General features: G+C 64.2%; 11 protein-coding genes. 6 read left to right on the top strand and 5 right to left on the bottom strand.

Annotated features, from left to right (window positions below):
* Nucleotides 1-1,575 (bottom strand): retention module-containing protein (locus N7333_RS21515; RefSeq protein ID WP_279859366.1); only part of this gene is annotated, 1,575 nt, incomplete at its 3' end.
* 447 nt (nt 1,576-2,022) lie between these two features.
* Between N7333_RS21515 and N7333_RS21510 the strand changes: the two genes are divergently transcribed.
* The 3 genes from N7333_RS21510 to N7333_RS21500 are packed head-to-tail and all read left to right on the top strand — an operon-like array spanning nt 2,023 to nt 6,933.
* The gene (locus N7333_RS21510) at nt 2,023-3,378 is read left to right on the top strand and encodes a TolC family outer membrane protein (RefSeq protein WP_279859365.1); all 1,356 of its coding nucleotides are present in this window, start codon (nt 2,023-2,025) and stop codon (nt 3,376-3,378) included.
* 45 nt (nt 3,379-3,423) lie between these two features.
* Nucleotides 3,424-5,562 (top strand): type I secretion system permease/ATPase, encoded by a 2,139-nt coding sequence (locus N7333_RS21505; protein ID WP_232460444.1) that lies wholly within the window; start codon nt 3,424-3,426, stop codon nt 5,560-5,562.
* Between the two features lie 12 nt (nt 5,563-5,574).
* Complete coding sequence (locus tag N7333_RS21500; protein WP_003244629.1) at nt 5,575-6,933, top strand: HlyD family type I secretion periplasmic adaptor subunit; 1,359 nt, start codon at nt 5,575-5,577, stop codon at nt 6,931-6,933.
* Nucleotides 6,934-7,132: 199 nt separating this feature from the next.
* Here N7333_RS21500 and N7333_RS21495 read toward each other — a convergent pair whose 3' ends face one another.
* The 4 genes from N7333_RS21495 to N7333_RS21480 all read right to left on the bottom strand — a co-directional run bounded on the left by N7333_RS21495 (nt 7,133) and on the right by N7333_RS21480 (nt 12,068).
* Nucleotides 7,133-7,726: a DTW domain-containing protein gene (locus N7333_RS21495; RefSeq protein WP_012018293.1), complete on the bottom strand. Its 594-nt coding sequence runs from the start codon at nt 7,724-7,726 to the stop codon at nt 7,133-7,135.
* 185 nt (nt 7,727-7,911) lie between these two features.
* The gene (locus N7333_RS21490) at nt 7,912-9,477 is read right to left on the bottom strand and encodes a PAS domain-containing methyl-accepting chemotaxis protein (RefSeq protein ID WP_012018292.1); all 1,566 of its coding nucleotides are present in this window, start codon (nt 9,475-9,477) and stop codon (nt 7,912-7,914) included.
* A gap of 119 nt (nt 9,478-9,596) precedes the next feature.
* Nucleotides 9,597-10,496 (bottom strand): LysR family transcriptional regulator, encoded by a 900-nt coding sequence (locus N7333_RS21485; RefSeq protein WP_003244627.1) that lies wholly within the window; start codon nt 10,494-10,496, stop codon nt 9,597-9,599.
* A gap of 9 nt (nt 10,497-10,505) precedes the next feature.
* Nucleotides 10,506-12,068 carry a cyclic diguanylate phosphodiesterase gene (locus N7333_RS21480; RefSeq protein ID WP_279859364.1) on the bottom strand — a complete coding sequence of 521 codons (1,563 nt, stop codon included), beginning with the start codon at nt 12,066-12,068 and terminating at the stop codon, nt 10,506-10,508.
* Between the two features lie 242 nt (nt 12,069-12,310).
* Here N7333_RS21480 and speB point away from each other — a divergent pair, with 242 nt between their 5' ends.
* The 3 genes from speB to N7333_RS21465 all read left to right on the top strand — a co-directional run.
* The gene (gene speB, locus N7333_RS21475) at nt 12,311-13,270 is read left to right on the top strand and encodes an agmatinase (protein ID WP_003244625.1); all 960 of its coding nucleotides are present in this window, start codon (nt 12,311-12,313) and stop codon (nt 13,268-13,270) included.
* Nucleotides 13,271-13,348: 78 nt separating this feature from the next.
* Nucleotides 13,349-14,743, top strand: coding sequence for a YjiH family protein (locus N7333_RS21470; protein WP_096826781.1), 1,395 nt, complete (start codon nt 13,349-13,351; stop codon nt 14,741-14,743).
* Nucleotides 14,744-14,815: 72 nt separating this feature from the next.
* The coding region (locus tag N7333_RS21465) for a thiamine pyrophosphate-binding protein (protein ID WP_279859363.1) at nt 14,816-15,357 on the top strand (542 nt) is incomplete at its 3' end.

Below are 15,357 nucleotides of genomic sequence, written 5' to 3'. Positions count from 1 at the left end.
TACCAACCCGACGACACGCGGGCCTTCGCCGTTCTCGCCGGCCTGCACCGGGACATCATCTTCCACATCGATCACGAAGCTGCCAGCAGCAAAGCCGCCAACTACCGCGTCACCATCGCCATCGGTTGCAATCAGTAGACCGGAGAAATCTAGCCTGAGACTGGAATCGCCAAGTGTTTCGCTGTCATCCCCATCAGCCCTTGGATGATCCAACGGGCCCTGAAGCGTGAACAGGAAGCTACCGTCCGAGTTGACGACCAGCGTGAAGATCACATTACCGCCAGCGGAAGCCGTAAGCGTGGAGCCATCTGCAGAAACCGCATAGGTCAGCGGAACCCCGCCAGATGACAATCCCTGATTGGTGAGGGATTCCAGTGCCGCGGCACTGCCGTCGAGGGAAAAGCTACCGCGTCCGTCGGCGCCGAAATTGACTAGAGCGTCCAGCGTGCCTGCCCCGCCAGACACGGTTACGGTCTGCTGCGCTCCTTCGGGGTTGCCATTGCTCAAGGCATCTTCGTGAACCAGACCTTCAACCACTGGCCGAGCACCAGGCACGCCTGCCAGCTCGGGCGTATCGTCATTGACACCTAGCGTCAGACTGCCGGTAGCCGAGTTGCCGATACCATCGGTGATGACGTAGTTGAAAAGAAAGAACAGATCGTTCTCGTCGCTGCCGCCAGGCAAAGGCGCCGGGTGATCGAGAGGTGCAAAAATGCTGAACTGGTAGGTACCGGTGGAAAGATCCGTAAGCTGCAGGGTGAATACCAGAACGTCCCCGGCAAAGGCACTGAGGGTCAAGCCGTCGGCACTGACGCTATATACGAGCGGTACACCCTGAGACGTGATACCCAAGGCCGAAAGGCCGTCGGTGCTCCACGCGAAGCTTCCGATTCCGTTAGGACCGAAGCTGTAGCCTAGAGACCCGGTAACAACCGTGTCCTCACCTGCTAGATCGTTAGGCCCTCCTGCGATACCCCCAGGAAGACCATCCTCGTCCACGGCGTTACTGCTCTGGCCCGCGCTCGGAAAGCCAATGATGGCCGGCGGTACCGGATCGGGAGTGACAATGGGTTCCCCCTCCGGAAACTCCGGCCCACCCGGCAGGCCCGCCGTGGGAAAACCGATCACCGGGTCCAGTGCTCCCCCGACCTCATCGAGCAAGACGAAGGAATGTCCGCCTCCGGCGCCGCCCGCTCCGCCGCCAGCGCCCGGGCCGGCAGCGGTGGCCTCGCCCTCCAGCGTCGGGTCGACACCCGCTTCAATGGCCGCCTGCAGGCGTTCGACGTCGGTAAGGTCAGCATCGCTGGGAGCGGCAGGAGGAGCTTCGGCGACCGGGGCTTGCGACTCACCGCGGTAGGCGAGCATCTGGGCGTCGAGCGTCATGCTGCTGTCGCGCCCAAGGGTCAGTTGCTGGCCGTTGGTCATGGTAACGGCCACGGCGCCCGAGGCACCGGTTACAAGTTGCTCGCCCGCGTAAACCCGATCCCCTTCGCTGATCGGCCGGCGCGATCCATCGCTCGCTACCGCGAACACCTCGCCGACAACCTGACTGACGACACCAATGAGAGTAGCCATGATTCCATCCTCACTACAGCTGCCGACCACCGCCGACACGTACCTAGCAAAAGGGTCAGAACACCTTTTTCGCAACGGGAGGAAGAACCAAGACAACTGATCGAAATGGAACGGCGCAAAATCCAAAAAACGCTAATGACAAAAAAATGTCACTACAACCTGCGTCGAACTACTCCATCAGATGAATCCCCGCCTTTTGATGCCTGACTGCCCATTTCAGCGATGCAACCCATAGAAAATGAGGAGCTGAACCGCTCATAGGCTCAAACAATGTGCTGCTTTTCGCAGAGTTCATAAGATTTTTTCTGAATATAGGTTGTGAAAAAATCTTCTTAGCTTCTCCAAAAGTTGTTCTTAGCTGTGATGTTACAAGCCTGAAACGGTTTGACAGGGAAAAAAGCCATTTTTTTGGCGACAGGATAAGAACTTCAGTAAGGAGAAACGCCAATGCGCACCTTAACCCCGCTATGGAGCGCCATGTTTTTGGCGACTGTCTGCAGTCAAGTGCAGGCCATGAACCTGTCGGAGGCTATCCAGAGCACGCTGGACAACCATCCCGAGATCCATGCCGCAGCCAACAGCCGTCTCTCATCGGATGAAGACGTGATATTCGCCAAGGGTGGCTATCTGCCGACCGTCGACCTGCTGGTGGGCTATGGCCGAGAACGCACCGACAGCCCCAGCACGCGGGCTCTGGGCGACCACAACAAGGAAACCCTGACCTATCGCGATGCCGAACTGCGTCTGCGGCAGATGCTGTTCGACGGTTTCAACACGCCCAACGAAGTGGCACGTACCCAGGCGGTGGTCAACTCGCGCGCCTATCGCCTGCTCGGCACCTCCGAGAGCCTGGCATTGCGTACGGTCGAGGTGTATCTGGACGTATTGATGCGCCGCGAGATGGTCGACCTGGCGCGTAACAATCTGCAGGCGCACCAGCGCATCAACGATCAGATCGGCTTGCGCAGCCGTCAGGGCGTGGGTAGCACCGCCGATCTCGACCAGTCCGAAGCGCGTCTGGCACTGGCGCAGAACAACCTCTACACCGAACAGGTCAACCTGGCCGATGCCGAAGCCAACTTCTTCAGCGCTGTCGGCCGCCTGCCCGACCAGCTCGAATCGCCCGCCTCGATCAGAGGCAACATGCCGGCCGATCTGATGGCGGCCCGGCAAACCGTGATGGACAACAATCCCTTCCTGAAGTCGGCACAGGCCGACGTGCATGCCGCCGAGAAACAGTATGAAGTGGCCAAGTCGCCCTTCTATCCGCGCTTCGACCTGGAGCTTGCCACCACCGCTGACGACAACGTGCAGGGCGACGAAGGCCACTACAACACCTGGCGGGCCGCCGTGGTGATGAACTACAACCTGTTCAACGGCATGCGCGACAAGGCCCGCCTGCAATCGGCCGCGCATCAGATCAACGAGTCCATGGACATTCGCAACAACGCGCTGCGGGTACTCAACGAGAACCTCTCGCTGGCCTGGAACGCCATGGAAAACGCCCGCCTGCAAACCCCCAAGGCACGTGACTACGCGGATTACACCGCGCGCGTGCGCGAGGCCTACCAGCAGCAGTTCAGCCTGGGCCAGCGCACCCTGCTCGATCTGCTCGACAGCGAAAACGAACTGTTCACCGCCAACCGCCGCTACACCGAGGTTCGCTTCAGCGAGGAGTTCTCGATGTATCGGGTGATTGCGGCAATGGGTGATCTGCTGCGTCAGCAACAGGTCGTAGTCCCGGCACAAGCCGTAGCCCTCACCGACGTGAAGAGCGAGGCGCGCTTGCCGGATATGAAGTAGTACCGGCTCGAGGAGTAGTAGAAATTGACCACCATGGAACGGCCGATGCCCGCCAGCGACCCGCGGCTCAGCCATGATGACCCGCTGCTCGATGGTCTGTTGATTCTCTGTCGCCTGCACGGCTGCTCGGCCAGCCGTGGCAGCCTCAGTGCCGGCCTGCCCATGCCTGAGCAACGCCTGACTCCCGACCTGCTGGCGCGTGCCGCGGCACGGGCCGGGCTGCAAGGCCGTCTGCTGCAGCGCGATCTCGCCAGCATATCCCCTCTGAACCTGCCGGTGCTGCTGCTGCTCAAGGACGGTCGTAGCGCCGTGCTGCGGCAATGGGGCGCAAAGCAACAGGCGCAGATCCTGCCCTGCGAAACGGAGGGCGGCGAGCAGTGGGTCAGCCTTGAACAACTGGCAGCCGAATACAGCGGCAGGGCTTTCTTCGCCCGCCCGCGGCATGAGCTGGAAGAGGCGCGCACACCCCTGGTTCCGCGCATCGAGGCCTGGTTCCGCGACACACTCAAGCTGTCGCGCTGGCTCTATACCGATGCCGTACTGGCCAGCCTGCTGATCAACCTGCTGGGGCTGATGGTGCCGCTGTTCGTGATGCAGACCTACGACCGCGTGGTGCCCAACCAGGCCACCGCCACGCTCTGGGTGCTGGCCATCGGTCTGCTGATCGGTACCGGCTTCGAGCTGCTGCTGAAGATCCTGCGCGCGCACCTGCTCGACACCGCCGGCAAGAAGACCGACGTGGTGCTCTCGGCCACCCTGTTCGAGCGCATCACCGGCATGTCGATGAAGGCGCGGCCGGCCACCGTGGGCGGCTTCGCGCAGAGCATCCATGACTTCCAGGGGCTGCGCGATTTTCTCACCGCAGTAACCCTGACCAGCCTGATCGACCTGCCCTTCTCACTGCTGATGCTGCTGGTGATCTGGCTGATCGGCGGGCCGCTGGTGGCCATTCCGCTGCTGGCATTCCCGATCACCGCGCTGTTCGCCTTCATCATCCAGGTGCGCCTGCGTGACACGGTGCAGAAGAGCCTGCAGCTCGGCGCACAGCGCCAGGCCCTACTGATCGAAACCCTCGGCGGCCTGGAAACGCTCAAGGCCTGCGGCGCCGAAAGCGAGCGCCAGCACCAGTGGGAACAGACCCATGGCGCCCTCACCCGCCTGGACAGCCATGCAAAGTTCCTCGCCTCGCTGGCCACCAACGGCACCCTGTTCCTGCAGCAATTCGCCGGCATGGCCACCATTGTCGCCGGGGTTTACGCGATCATCGCCGGCAACCTCAGCGTCGGCGCGCTGGTGGCCTGCTACATGCTCGGCAGCCGCATCCTCGCCCCGCTGGGGCAGATCGCCGGGTTGATCACCCGCTATCAGCAGGCGCGCCTGACCATGACCAGCACCGATGCGCTGATGGCGCTGCCCCAGGAGCGCCAGGACAAGCAGCGGCCGCTGGATCGCACCCAGCTCAAGGGCAGCCTGGAGATTCGCCAGGTCAGCTTCACCTACCCCGGACAGAATGCACCGGCACTGAACAACGTCAGCCTGCGTCTGGCGGCTGGTGAACGCCTCGGCATCATCGGCCGCAGCGGCTCGGGCAAGAGCACCCTGGCCCGGTTGCTGATGGCCTTCTACAGCGCCGACGAGGGGCAGATTCTCCTGGACAATCTGGACCTGCGCCAACTGGACGTGGCCGACCTGCGCCACCAGATCGGTTATGTCGCCCATGATCTGCCGCTGCTGGCCGGCAGCCTGCGCGACAACCTGACTCTCGGTGCCCGTTACGTCAGCGACGCACGCATGCTGGAGGTGGCCGAGCTGACGGGTGTGGTCGATCTGGCGCGCCAGCACCCACAAGGTTTCGACCGACCGGTGGGTGAACGCGGCCAGCTGCTCTCCGGCGGCCAGCGTCAGGCCGTGCTGCTGGCCCGCGCGCTGCTGCTCGACCCGCCAATCCTGGTGCTCGACGAGCCCACCAGCGCCATGGACAACACCAGCGAGGACCTGCTGCGCCAGCGCCTGCACAAGTGGGTGCAGGGCAAGACGCTGATCCTCATCACCCACCGCGCCTCCATGCTCAGCCTGGTGGATCGCCTGGCCGTGCTGGACAACGGCCAGGTGGTGGCGGACGGACCGAAGGAAGCGGTGATCGAAGCCTTGCGCAAGGGCCGTGTCGGCCCGGCCAGCCTGTAGGAGCGACGAGCGATGCAAGCGACCCAGAGCCTCGGCAACTACTTCGGCAGCCTGCGCGAAAAGCGCCAGGACACCGAATTCATGCCGGAAGTGGAAGGCGCCATTCTGGAGGACTCTCCCTGGCTGAGCCGCGCCACCGTCTGGGTCGTCAGTGCCTGCCTGCTCGCCGCGCTGGTGTGGGCGCACTTCGCGGTGCTGGAAGAGGTCACCACCGGCGAGGGCAAGGCCATCCCGTCGAGCAAGGTGCAGGTGATCCAGAACCTGGAGGGCGGTATCGTCAGCGAGATATTCGTGCGCGAAGGTCAGGTGGTGGACAAAGGCGACACCCTGCTGAGACTGGACGACACGCGCTTTCTCTCCAATCGCGGTGAAACCGAAGCCGACCGACTGGCGCTGATCGCCCGCCTCGAACGCCTCGGTGCCGAAGCCGAAGGGCGGGCGCCACAACTGCCCGAAGAGATCACCCGCGACGCCCCGCAACTGGCCGAGGACCAGTTGGCCCTGTACCGCTCGCGTCAGCAACGTCTGCGCAGCGAGCAACGTACCCTGGGCGAGCAGCTGCGGCAGAAGGAGCAGGAGCTCGCCGAATTTCGCTCCAAGGCCCAGCAATACCGCTCCAGCCTCGGCCTGCTGCAACAGGAACTGAACATGTCGCAGCCGCTGGTGGCCTCGGGGGCGATTTCCGAGGTCGAGGTGCTGCGCCTGCGCCGCAGCGTGGTGGAAGTGCGCGGCTCGCTGGAGGCCACCAACCTGGCCATCCCGCGCGCCGAAGCGGCGATGAGCGAGATCAAGAGCAAGATGGAGGAATCCGAACTGGCGTTCCGCGCCGAAGCCTTCAAGGAGCTCAACGAGGTGCGCACCGAACTGCAGAAGATCACCGCCACCAGCGTCGCCATTCAGGACAAGGTCACCCGGACCACCGTGACTTCGCCGGTACGCGGCGTGATCAAGCAGCTCAAGGTCAACACCATCGGCGGCGTGGTGCAGCCCGGCAGCGACATGCTGGAAATCGTGCCGCTGGACGACAGTCTGCTGATCGAAGCCAAGGTGCGCCCGCAGGACGTGGCCTTCCTCCACCCGGGGCAGAAGGCGATGGTCAAATTCACCGCCTACGACTACACCATCTACGGCGGCCTCAAGGCCAATCTGGAGCTGATCAGCGCCGACACGATCACCGACGAGGAAGGCAACAGCTTCTATCTGATCCAGGTGCGAACCGATAAAAGCCATCTCGGCAGCGAGGAGAACCCGCTGCTGATCATCCCCGGCATGGTCGCCACCGTGGACATCATCACCGGCGAGAAGAGCGTGCTGGCCTACCTGCTCAAGCCGGTGCTCAAGGCACGCTCGGAGGCCATGCGCGAGCGTTGATTATCGGCCGTGCACGCTGCGTAGCCCGGATGAAATCCGGGATTGATGGTCAGCCTCCCCGGATTGCATCCGGGCTACGCGACATCGCCGGATGCGCCCTGCGCACCTAGCCCGAGCCGTGGCATTCACCAAAGCTGGTGCGCGCGGCGCACCCTACATGCCTTCGGCTACGCGCGTAGGGTGCGCCGTGCGCACCTCTTTAGCGCTGATGATTGCGGATGAAGACCTCTTCTCCCATCGCCGCGATCTGACCTTCGATCAGCGCATCGAATGGCCTGAGCAACGCATCAAAACCCTGCGGCGCCTCCAACGCATCCAGCGCGGCAACGATCGCCTCGATGGTCGAGAGCGCCCCCTCTTCCGGCGCCTTGCGCAGGCGGTAGCGCGATGGGGCCACGGCTCCCAGGCTCACGCGCGGCAACGCCGCCAGTAACGGATTGAGATGCAGCAGCTTGCGCGCCTTGCGCCAGGTGCCGTCGGGCACGACCAGCAGCAGCGGTTGCTCCTCGGGCGCATAGCCAGTCAGCGCCACGGCATCTTCCCCTGGAAACAGCAGGCAGGCGCGATAACCGGGCTGCGCCAGCAACTGCGGCAGATCATCGAACACTTCGCCCACGCGCAGCTCGGCGTTACGCAACCCCAGCGCAGCCAGGCGAGCGGTATTGAGGGCATGTCCGACCTCGCTCGGATGCTGCAGGATGAGCACACGGGTACGGCTGTCGAGGTCTGGAATCAGTGCGCACAGGCAATGGCGCAGTGGGCGCTGGCAGCGGGGGCAGGATGGTCGAGGCATGCCGCGCAGTGTGCCACGAAGCGCGGCGCCAGGCAGCACAGGCGCGCAGCCCGGATGCAATCCGGGACCATGGCTCGACGGTGCTCAGCGCTGCACAAGCTCTACAACGTATCGACTCCAGCATGCGCGCCCTGATGAGACGCGCTTTGCGGTTTGCCGCCGATCACCCTCCGCCTTCCGCCGCATCAGCGGTTGAAACGCTCCGCCAGGCTGTGCAGGTAGTCGGCCATCTGCTCCAGCTCACGGCTGATCGCCGCGCCCTGATGCGCCTGGCCGGCACTGTGGTCGGACAGCTGGGCGATGCGGGTGATCTGCCGGCTGATGTCCTCCGCCACGTGGCTCTGCTGCTCGACAGCGGCTGCCATCTGCTGGCTCATGCCGGAGATGCGCGTCACCGCCGAGCTGATACCCTCCAGTGCATCGCGGACCGACTCCACGCTCTGCACGCTGCCACGGGAAATCTCTTCGCCCTTGCTCGCGGTGACCACTGCGCGTTCGGCCCCAGCGCGCAGGTCGGCGATGATCTGGTGGATCTGCTCGGTGGACTGACGGGTGCGCGAGGCCAGCGAGCGTACCTCGTCGGCCACCACGGCAAACCCTCTGCCCTGCTCACCCGCCCGCGCGGCCTCGATGGCGGCATTGAGTGCTAGCAGGTTGGTCTGTTCGGCAATCGCCGTGATCACATCGGCGACGCTGCCGATGGACTGAGTGGAATTGGCCAGCTCGTTGACCGCCTGACCGATGTCGGTGACCGCCTTGGCCATCTGGCGCATGGAATCCAGACTGCCCACGGCGAGATCGCGCCCGCCCCTGGCCAGCCGGTCGGCCTCTTCGGCGGCGTGCGAGGTGTTCTGCACGTTGTGCGTCACCTCCTGAATGGTGGCGGCCATTTCGTTGATGGCAGTGGCCGACTGATCCGTCTCGGCACGCTGCTGATCGAGCAGCTCAGCACCGGAGCGCGACAGGTCGGCCGACTGCGAGGCACGTTTCTTGACGTTCTCTCCCGCATCTTCCAGGCGCGTCAACGCCGTCTGCAGGCGCGCCTCCTCGCTGATCATGGCCATGTCCAGCAACGCCTGGGCGCCTCGGTTGTCGCTGTAGGTCAGCGCCACCAGTTCGCTGGTAAAGGCTTTGGGATGCTCGTCCAACGTCCGCAGGATCAGGGCACGGGTGCGGTACAACTGATAGACCCCGAGCGCGAGCATGATGGCGAAGGTGACGGCGGCCAGCCAGCCCCCGTCGAGCACCGACTCCAGCCCCAGGATCAGGGCTGCGGCGAGAATCAGCGGCCACGAACGCACCAGGCTGTAGGTCCACTTCTGCAGATGTGGCACGGCAGGCTTGCCCTCGCGCAGGCGAGCGTAGAGCCGCTCCGCACGGCGCTTCTGCGCTTCGCTTGGCAGCGAACGCACCGACTCGTAACCGACCATGCGGCCGTCTTCGTACACCGGCGTGACATAGGCACTAACCCAGTAGAAGTCACCGTTCTTCGAGCGGTTCTTGACGATGCCCATCCAGGGCTTTCCCTGCTTGATGGTGTCCCACATATGGCCGAACACGCTCGGCGGCATGTCCGGGTGGCGCACGATGTTGTGTGGCTGGCCGATCAGCTCTTCACGGGTGAAACCGCTGATCGCGACGAAGGCGTCGTTGCAATAGGTGATCTTGCTGTTGAGGTCGGTGGTGGAGATCAGGCGCTCATCGGCGGCAAAGGTTCTTTCGCGTTGAGTCACTGGCAGGTTCTGGCGCATCGAGGCATCCCTGTCGAATGTATGGGTGAGGCAGTCGTATGAATAAGTACTAGCACAGGGCAATCATGGCGCCAGGCGGCGCAGCTACGCCTTTCGACGAATAGATAGGCGACCTGGAATCAGATCTGATTGAGCTGGTTTTTCAAAAGATCGCGGAAGGTCTGGATCAACGGCTCGCGTGAGCGACCACGACGCAGGATCAGGGAGAACGGCGCCTGGTAGCCGAAGGTGGTGGGCAACAGCACCTTGAGCCGCTTCTGCTCCACCCAGGGCTGGGCGTAGTGCTCCGGCAGGTAGCCGATATAGGCGCCGGACAGCACCAGAATCAGCTGCGCTTCCATCGACTCTACCGTCGCTGCGCTGTGCTTGAAGCCGTGCCGCGCCAGTTCGGCCTGGCTCCAGTAGCCGCGGCCGACCATGCGCTGCTGGGTGATCACCTCGGCTGGAATGCGCCGCTGCTCGAACAGCGAATGCCGCTCGCTGCAGTACAGCCAGTGCTGTTCGCGGTACAGCGGCTGGTAGACCAGGCCGTTCATTCGCGTGGAGAACGCGCCGATGGCCAGATCCAGGCGGTTGTCCAGCACCGCCAGCTGCAGCTCGTACGGGCTCATCACCGACAGGTGCAAATGCACCCCCGGGTGCTCCTGGCTGTAGGCGCCGATCACCTCGGCCAGGGGCAGCGCCGTATCGCTCACCGTGGAATCCAGCACACCGAGATTGAGGGTGCCGCGCAACTCGCCCTTGAGCGCGGCGGAGTAGCGCTCGAAACCTTCCAGTTCGCCGAGCAGGCGCAGGGTTTCCTGATGAAACAGCTCGCCCTTGCTGGTCAGGCTGAAGCCGCCTCGCCCACGGTGACACAGCACGATGCCGAGCTGGGTCTCCAGCTGACTCATGTAGGTGCTGATGGCCGAGGTGGACAGGTTCAGTTCCTGCTGCGCGGCGGCAAAGCCCTGGTGGCGCACCACGCAGGCGAAGATGCGCAGCAGCTTGAGATCGGGTAGCGAGGTAGGAGGCGTCATGCCAGCAGTCTACCCTGGCAGCTGCACGGAAGCAGCCGGCTCGTCCAGCGCGCAGGCGAGGAATTCCGCCGCCGGCAAGGGCCGACCGAACAGGTAGCCCTGCAGATAGTCCACGCGGCGATTGCCCAGGTAGCGCAGCTGCAGCTCGTCCTCCACACCTTCGGCGATCACCTCCAGCTGCAGCTTGGCGCACAGGTCGATCACGCTGTCGAGAATGTGCAGCGACAGGGCATCCTTGCCGATCATGGCGACGAAACTCTGATCGATCTTCAGGTAGTCCACCTTGAGCTTGTGCAGGTAACTCAGGCTGGAATGGCCGGTGCCGAAGTCGTCCAGTGCGATCTTCACGCCCATCTCGTGCAGGTCGGCGAACAGCTGATCGGTGAAGGCATCCGGCTCCAGCAGTTCGCGCTCGGTAAGCTCTAGGCTCAGCACCACCTGCCCCGGTTCGAAGGCTTGGAGAAAGTTGCGGCAGTCATCCACCAGCTCGCGGCTGCGGCAATGGGCGGCTGCGATGTTGATGCCGACATGAAACCCGCCGCCAAGTCGATCCGCCACCGGCGCCAGCAGCTCCGCCGTCTCCCGCATCAGTTCCCGGGTCATCGGCACGATCAGGCCGGAGCTTTCCGCCAAGGGAATGAACAGATCCGGGCGCACCAGCCCCTCGCGCGGGTGCAGCCAGCGCATCAGCACCTCGGCGCCTATCCACTGCTGCGTACCGCTGCGCACCAGCGGCTGGAAATAGGGAATGAATTCTCCGGCCTGCAGCGCACGACGCAACTCGAGGCTGGGGGAGCTGGAGCGCGCCAGCAGCCAGTGGCTGCCCACGCCGGCCAGTGCCCCGAGCAGCCCCAGCAGCACAAACAGCACCGGATATTGCTCGCCCATGTAGCGCAGCCGCGCGCCCCCGGGAAACGCCGCACGCACCTGATAGGGATAGCGCGTCGAACTCAGCGCGACCCGAGCCAAGGGGTATTCGGGCAGGCGCCCCGCTCGCACCAGTCCGCTGCGCGGCATCCACTGCTCCCCCACCAGCAATTGCATGAAGGCGCCGCGATCCACCGACTGCAGCACGTTGGCCAGGTAACGTCCGTCGATCGCCACCAGCGCGCCGCGCTCGTCCACGACATCGCGATACACCAGCAACGAATGATTCGGGGTGACCGGGTTGCCCGCCAGCAGCCGCAGCCGGCCCGCTACGAAGGCAGCAGAGTCGACCGGCTCCTCGAACGCGCCGAACAGCGATGAGCAGTACAGCCGCCCCCCATCCATCAGGTTGACCGAGCGCACGAAGGGCACGGTGGCGACCTGCTCGCGCAGCACCAGCTCGACCTCCGCGCAGGGTCTGCCGACCTGCGGCAATACCTCGCCGGCAGCCTGGCTGGCATTGTCGAGCATCAGATCGATCTGGCGCACGGCGTCGGCAGCGCTGGTGCGGCTGATGTCGCGCAACACGATTCCGGCCTGCGCGTACAGAAACATCAGGCCGAGCACAACCGGCAGCATCCCCACGGCAAGAGAGGCGCACAGTCGCAATCGGGAACGATGGGTGCGGTAAGCGGTTAATGGCATCCAGGCCTCCTCGCCGCCAGTTCCAGAACAAGCGCGCTAGACCATATGGCCGATGCGCCGTTGCACTCAGCCTAGCAGCTGTCAACGACGCGCCTGAGCGCAGGTGGAACAGTCTAGTGCCGGGCGATTAGTTTAGAAATCTCTGAACTAAGTTTTTGCCCCTGCCGATTTTTCCCTGAAGGTGCCTGGCCAAGAATCCGGACCAACGATTCCTACAACCACAACAACCGTGAGGCCTTCCCATGGACAAGGTTTTTCATCAGCCCCTGGGCGGCAACGAAATGCCCCGCTTCGGCGGCATCGCCACCATGATGCGCCTGCCCCACATCCAGAGCCCCGAGGAAAAACGCCAGCTCGACGCCGCCTTCGTCGGCGTGCCGCTGGATATCGGCACCTCGCTGCGCTCCGGCACCCGCTTCGGCCCGCGCGAGATCCGCGCCCAGTCGGTGATGATCCGCCCGTACAACATGGCCACCGGCGCCGCCCCCTTCGACTCCCTCAACGTGGCCGACATCGGCGACGTGGCAATCAACACCTTCAACCTGCTCGATGCCGTGCGCATCATCGAAGAGGCCTACGACGAGATCGTCGAGTACGGCATCAAGCCGCTGACCCTGGGTGGCGATCACACCATCACCCTGCCGATCCTGCGTGCCCTGCACAAGAAGTACGGCAAGATCGGCCTGGTGCACGTCGATGCCCACGCCGACGTCAACGATCATATGTTCGGCGAGAAGATCGCCCACGGCACCACCTTCCGCCGCGCCCAGGAAGAAGGCCTGCTCGACAGCCAGCGCGTGGTACAGATCGGCCTGCGCGCCCAGGGCTACACCGCCGAGGACTTCAACTGGAGCCGCAAGCAGGGCTTTCGCGTGGTGCAGGCCGAAGAGTGCTGGCACCAATCGCTGGCGCCGCTGATGGCCGAAGTGCGCGAGAAGGTCGGCGGCGGCCCGGTATACCTGTCGTTCGACATCGACGGCATCGACCCGGCCTGGGCGCCCGGCACCGGCACGCCGGAGATCGGCGGGCTGACCACCATCCAGGCCATGGAGATCATCCGCGGTTGCCAAGGCCTTGACCTGATCGGCGGCGACCTGGTGGAGGTCTCGCCACCCTACGACACCACCGGCAACACCTCGCTGCTCGGTGCCAACCTGCTCTACGAAATGCTCTGCGTGCTTCCGGGGGTTCAGCGCCGCTGACCGCCGGCTTTTATTGCTCCGCCCGGGTGCCCCGCGAGGCGCCCGGTACATCCTTACAACAACAATCAGGGTGCCCAGATGAATCGCGAAGAAACCATGCCGCTGCTGGATGACCAGCCGCCGGCCGACACCTCCTACAGCTTGCGCCAGCTCCTGATCTTCCTGATCCCGTCGCTGCTCGGCGTGCTGCTGTTTCTCACCCCCATCGTCTATGAGGAGAAGGTCACCATCGGCCTCGGCGTGATGGCCGACGCGCTCAAGGCCGCGGTCAGCGATCAGCTGCCGGCCATCGCCACCGCCCTGCTGCTGTTCTCCGCCGCCCTCGGCCTGCTCGGCAGCCTGCTCAAGCCCAAGTGGCTGACCGAACGGCGTGCGCTGAATGACCTGTTCGTGCTGCATCCGCTGTGGCTGGGCCTGCGCGTGCTCGGCGCGCTGTTCGCCGCCATGACCTTCTGGCAGTTCGGCCCGGAATGGATCTGGAACGCCAACACCGGCGGCGTGGTGCTGAAAGACCTGGCGCCGGTGCTGATCACCTTCTTCCTGGTCGCCGGCCTGATCCTGCCGCTGCTCACCGACTACGGCCTGATGGAGTTCATCGGCACCATCGTGCGTAATGTTTTTCGCAAGGTTTTCGGCCTGCCCGGGCGCTCGGCCATCGACGCCATCGCCAGCTGGCTCGGCTCCGGCACCGTCGGCGTGCTGATCACCGCCCAGCAGTATCAGAAGGGCTTCTACAGCGCCCGAGAAGCGGCGGTGATCGCCACCAACTTCTCCATCGCCTCGATCGCCTTCAGCCTGCTGATCACCAGCTTCATGAAGCTCGATCACCTGTTCGTGCCCTTCTACCTCACCGTGGTGGTCGCCGGCCTGGCCGCCGCCATCATCACCCCGCGCATCCCGCCGCTGTCGTGGAAGAAGGACGACTACGTCGCCGGCGTCGGCAAACAGATCAAGGAAGACGTGCCGGCCGGCACCTCGCTGCTGCGCTGGGGCCTGCTGCAGGCGGTCAGACGCGCCAACGCCAACCCCTCGCCGGCGCAGATGGTGAAGATCGGCGTGCACAACGTGGTCGACATCTGGCTGGGTCTGCTGCCGCTGGTAATGGCCATCGGCACCGTTTCCCTGGCGATTGCCGAGTTCACCCCGATCTTCAACTGGCTGTCCTACCCCTTCGTGCCCCTGCTCGAAGCCCTGCAGCTGCCGGAAGCGGCCAAGGCGGCGCCGGCCATGCTGGTGGGTTTCGCCGACATGTTCCTGCCGGCGGTACTGGGCAAGGGCATCGAGAGCGAGCTGACCCGCTTCGTGGTGGCCTGCGTATCGCTGACCCAGCTGATCTACATGTCCGAAGTCGGCGTGCTGATCATCAAGGCCAAGCTGCCGCTGAACCTGCTGGAGCTGTTCGCCATCTTCATCATCCGTACCCTGATCACCCTGCCGATCATTGCGCTGATGGCGCACTGGATAGTCGGCTAACCCATTCCCTCCCCTCTCCCTGCGGGAGAGGGATCGGGAGTGAGGGTCTTCCGTTTTACACAGGATCTGACCATGACCACCTGCGGCGAATTTCTCGTCAAGCAACTCGAAGCCTGGGGTGTCGACACCGTGTTCGGCATCCCCGGCGTGCACACCGTGGAGCTGTACCGCGGCCTACCGGGCAGCGGCATCCGCCATATCACTCCGCGCCACGAACAGGGCGCCGGCTTCATGGCCGACGGCTATGCCCGCGTATCCGGCAAGCCGGGCGTGTGCTTCATCATCACCGGCCCGGGGATGACCAACATTCTCACCGCCATGGGCCAGGCCTATGCCGATTCCATCCCCATGCTGGTGATCTCCAGCGTCAACGAGCGTGCGCGCCTCGGCCTGGGCAAGGGCTATCTGCACGAGCTGCCCAACCAGCGGGCCATGACCGCCGGCGTCACCGCCTTCAGCCATACCCTGATGAGCGTCGAGGAGCTGCCCGGCGTGCTGGCCCGCGCCTTCGCCGTGTTCGAGGGCGAGCGGCCGCGCCCGGTGCATATCGAGTTGCCGTTGGACATCATTACCGCCGAGGCCACCCATATGGCCGTGGCGCCGCGGCCGACCGT

Origin of the sequence: Pseudomonas sp. GD04158, assembly GCF_029834875.1 — a bacterium.
Lineage (GTDB): Bacteria > Pseudomonadota > Gammaproteobacteria > Pseudomonadales > Pseudomonadaceae > Aquipseudomonas > Aquipseudomonas hydrolytica.
This window is presented reverse-complemented; position numbering and strand designations above follow the sequence as displayed.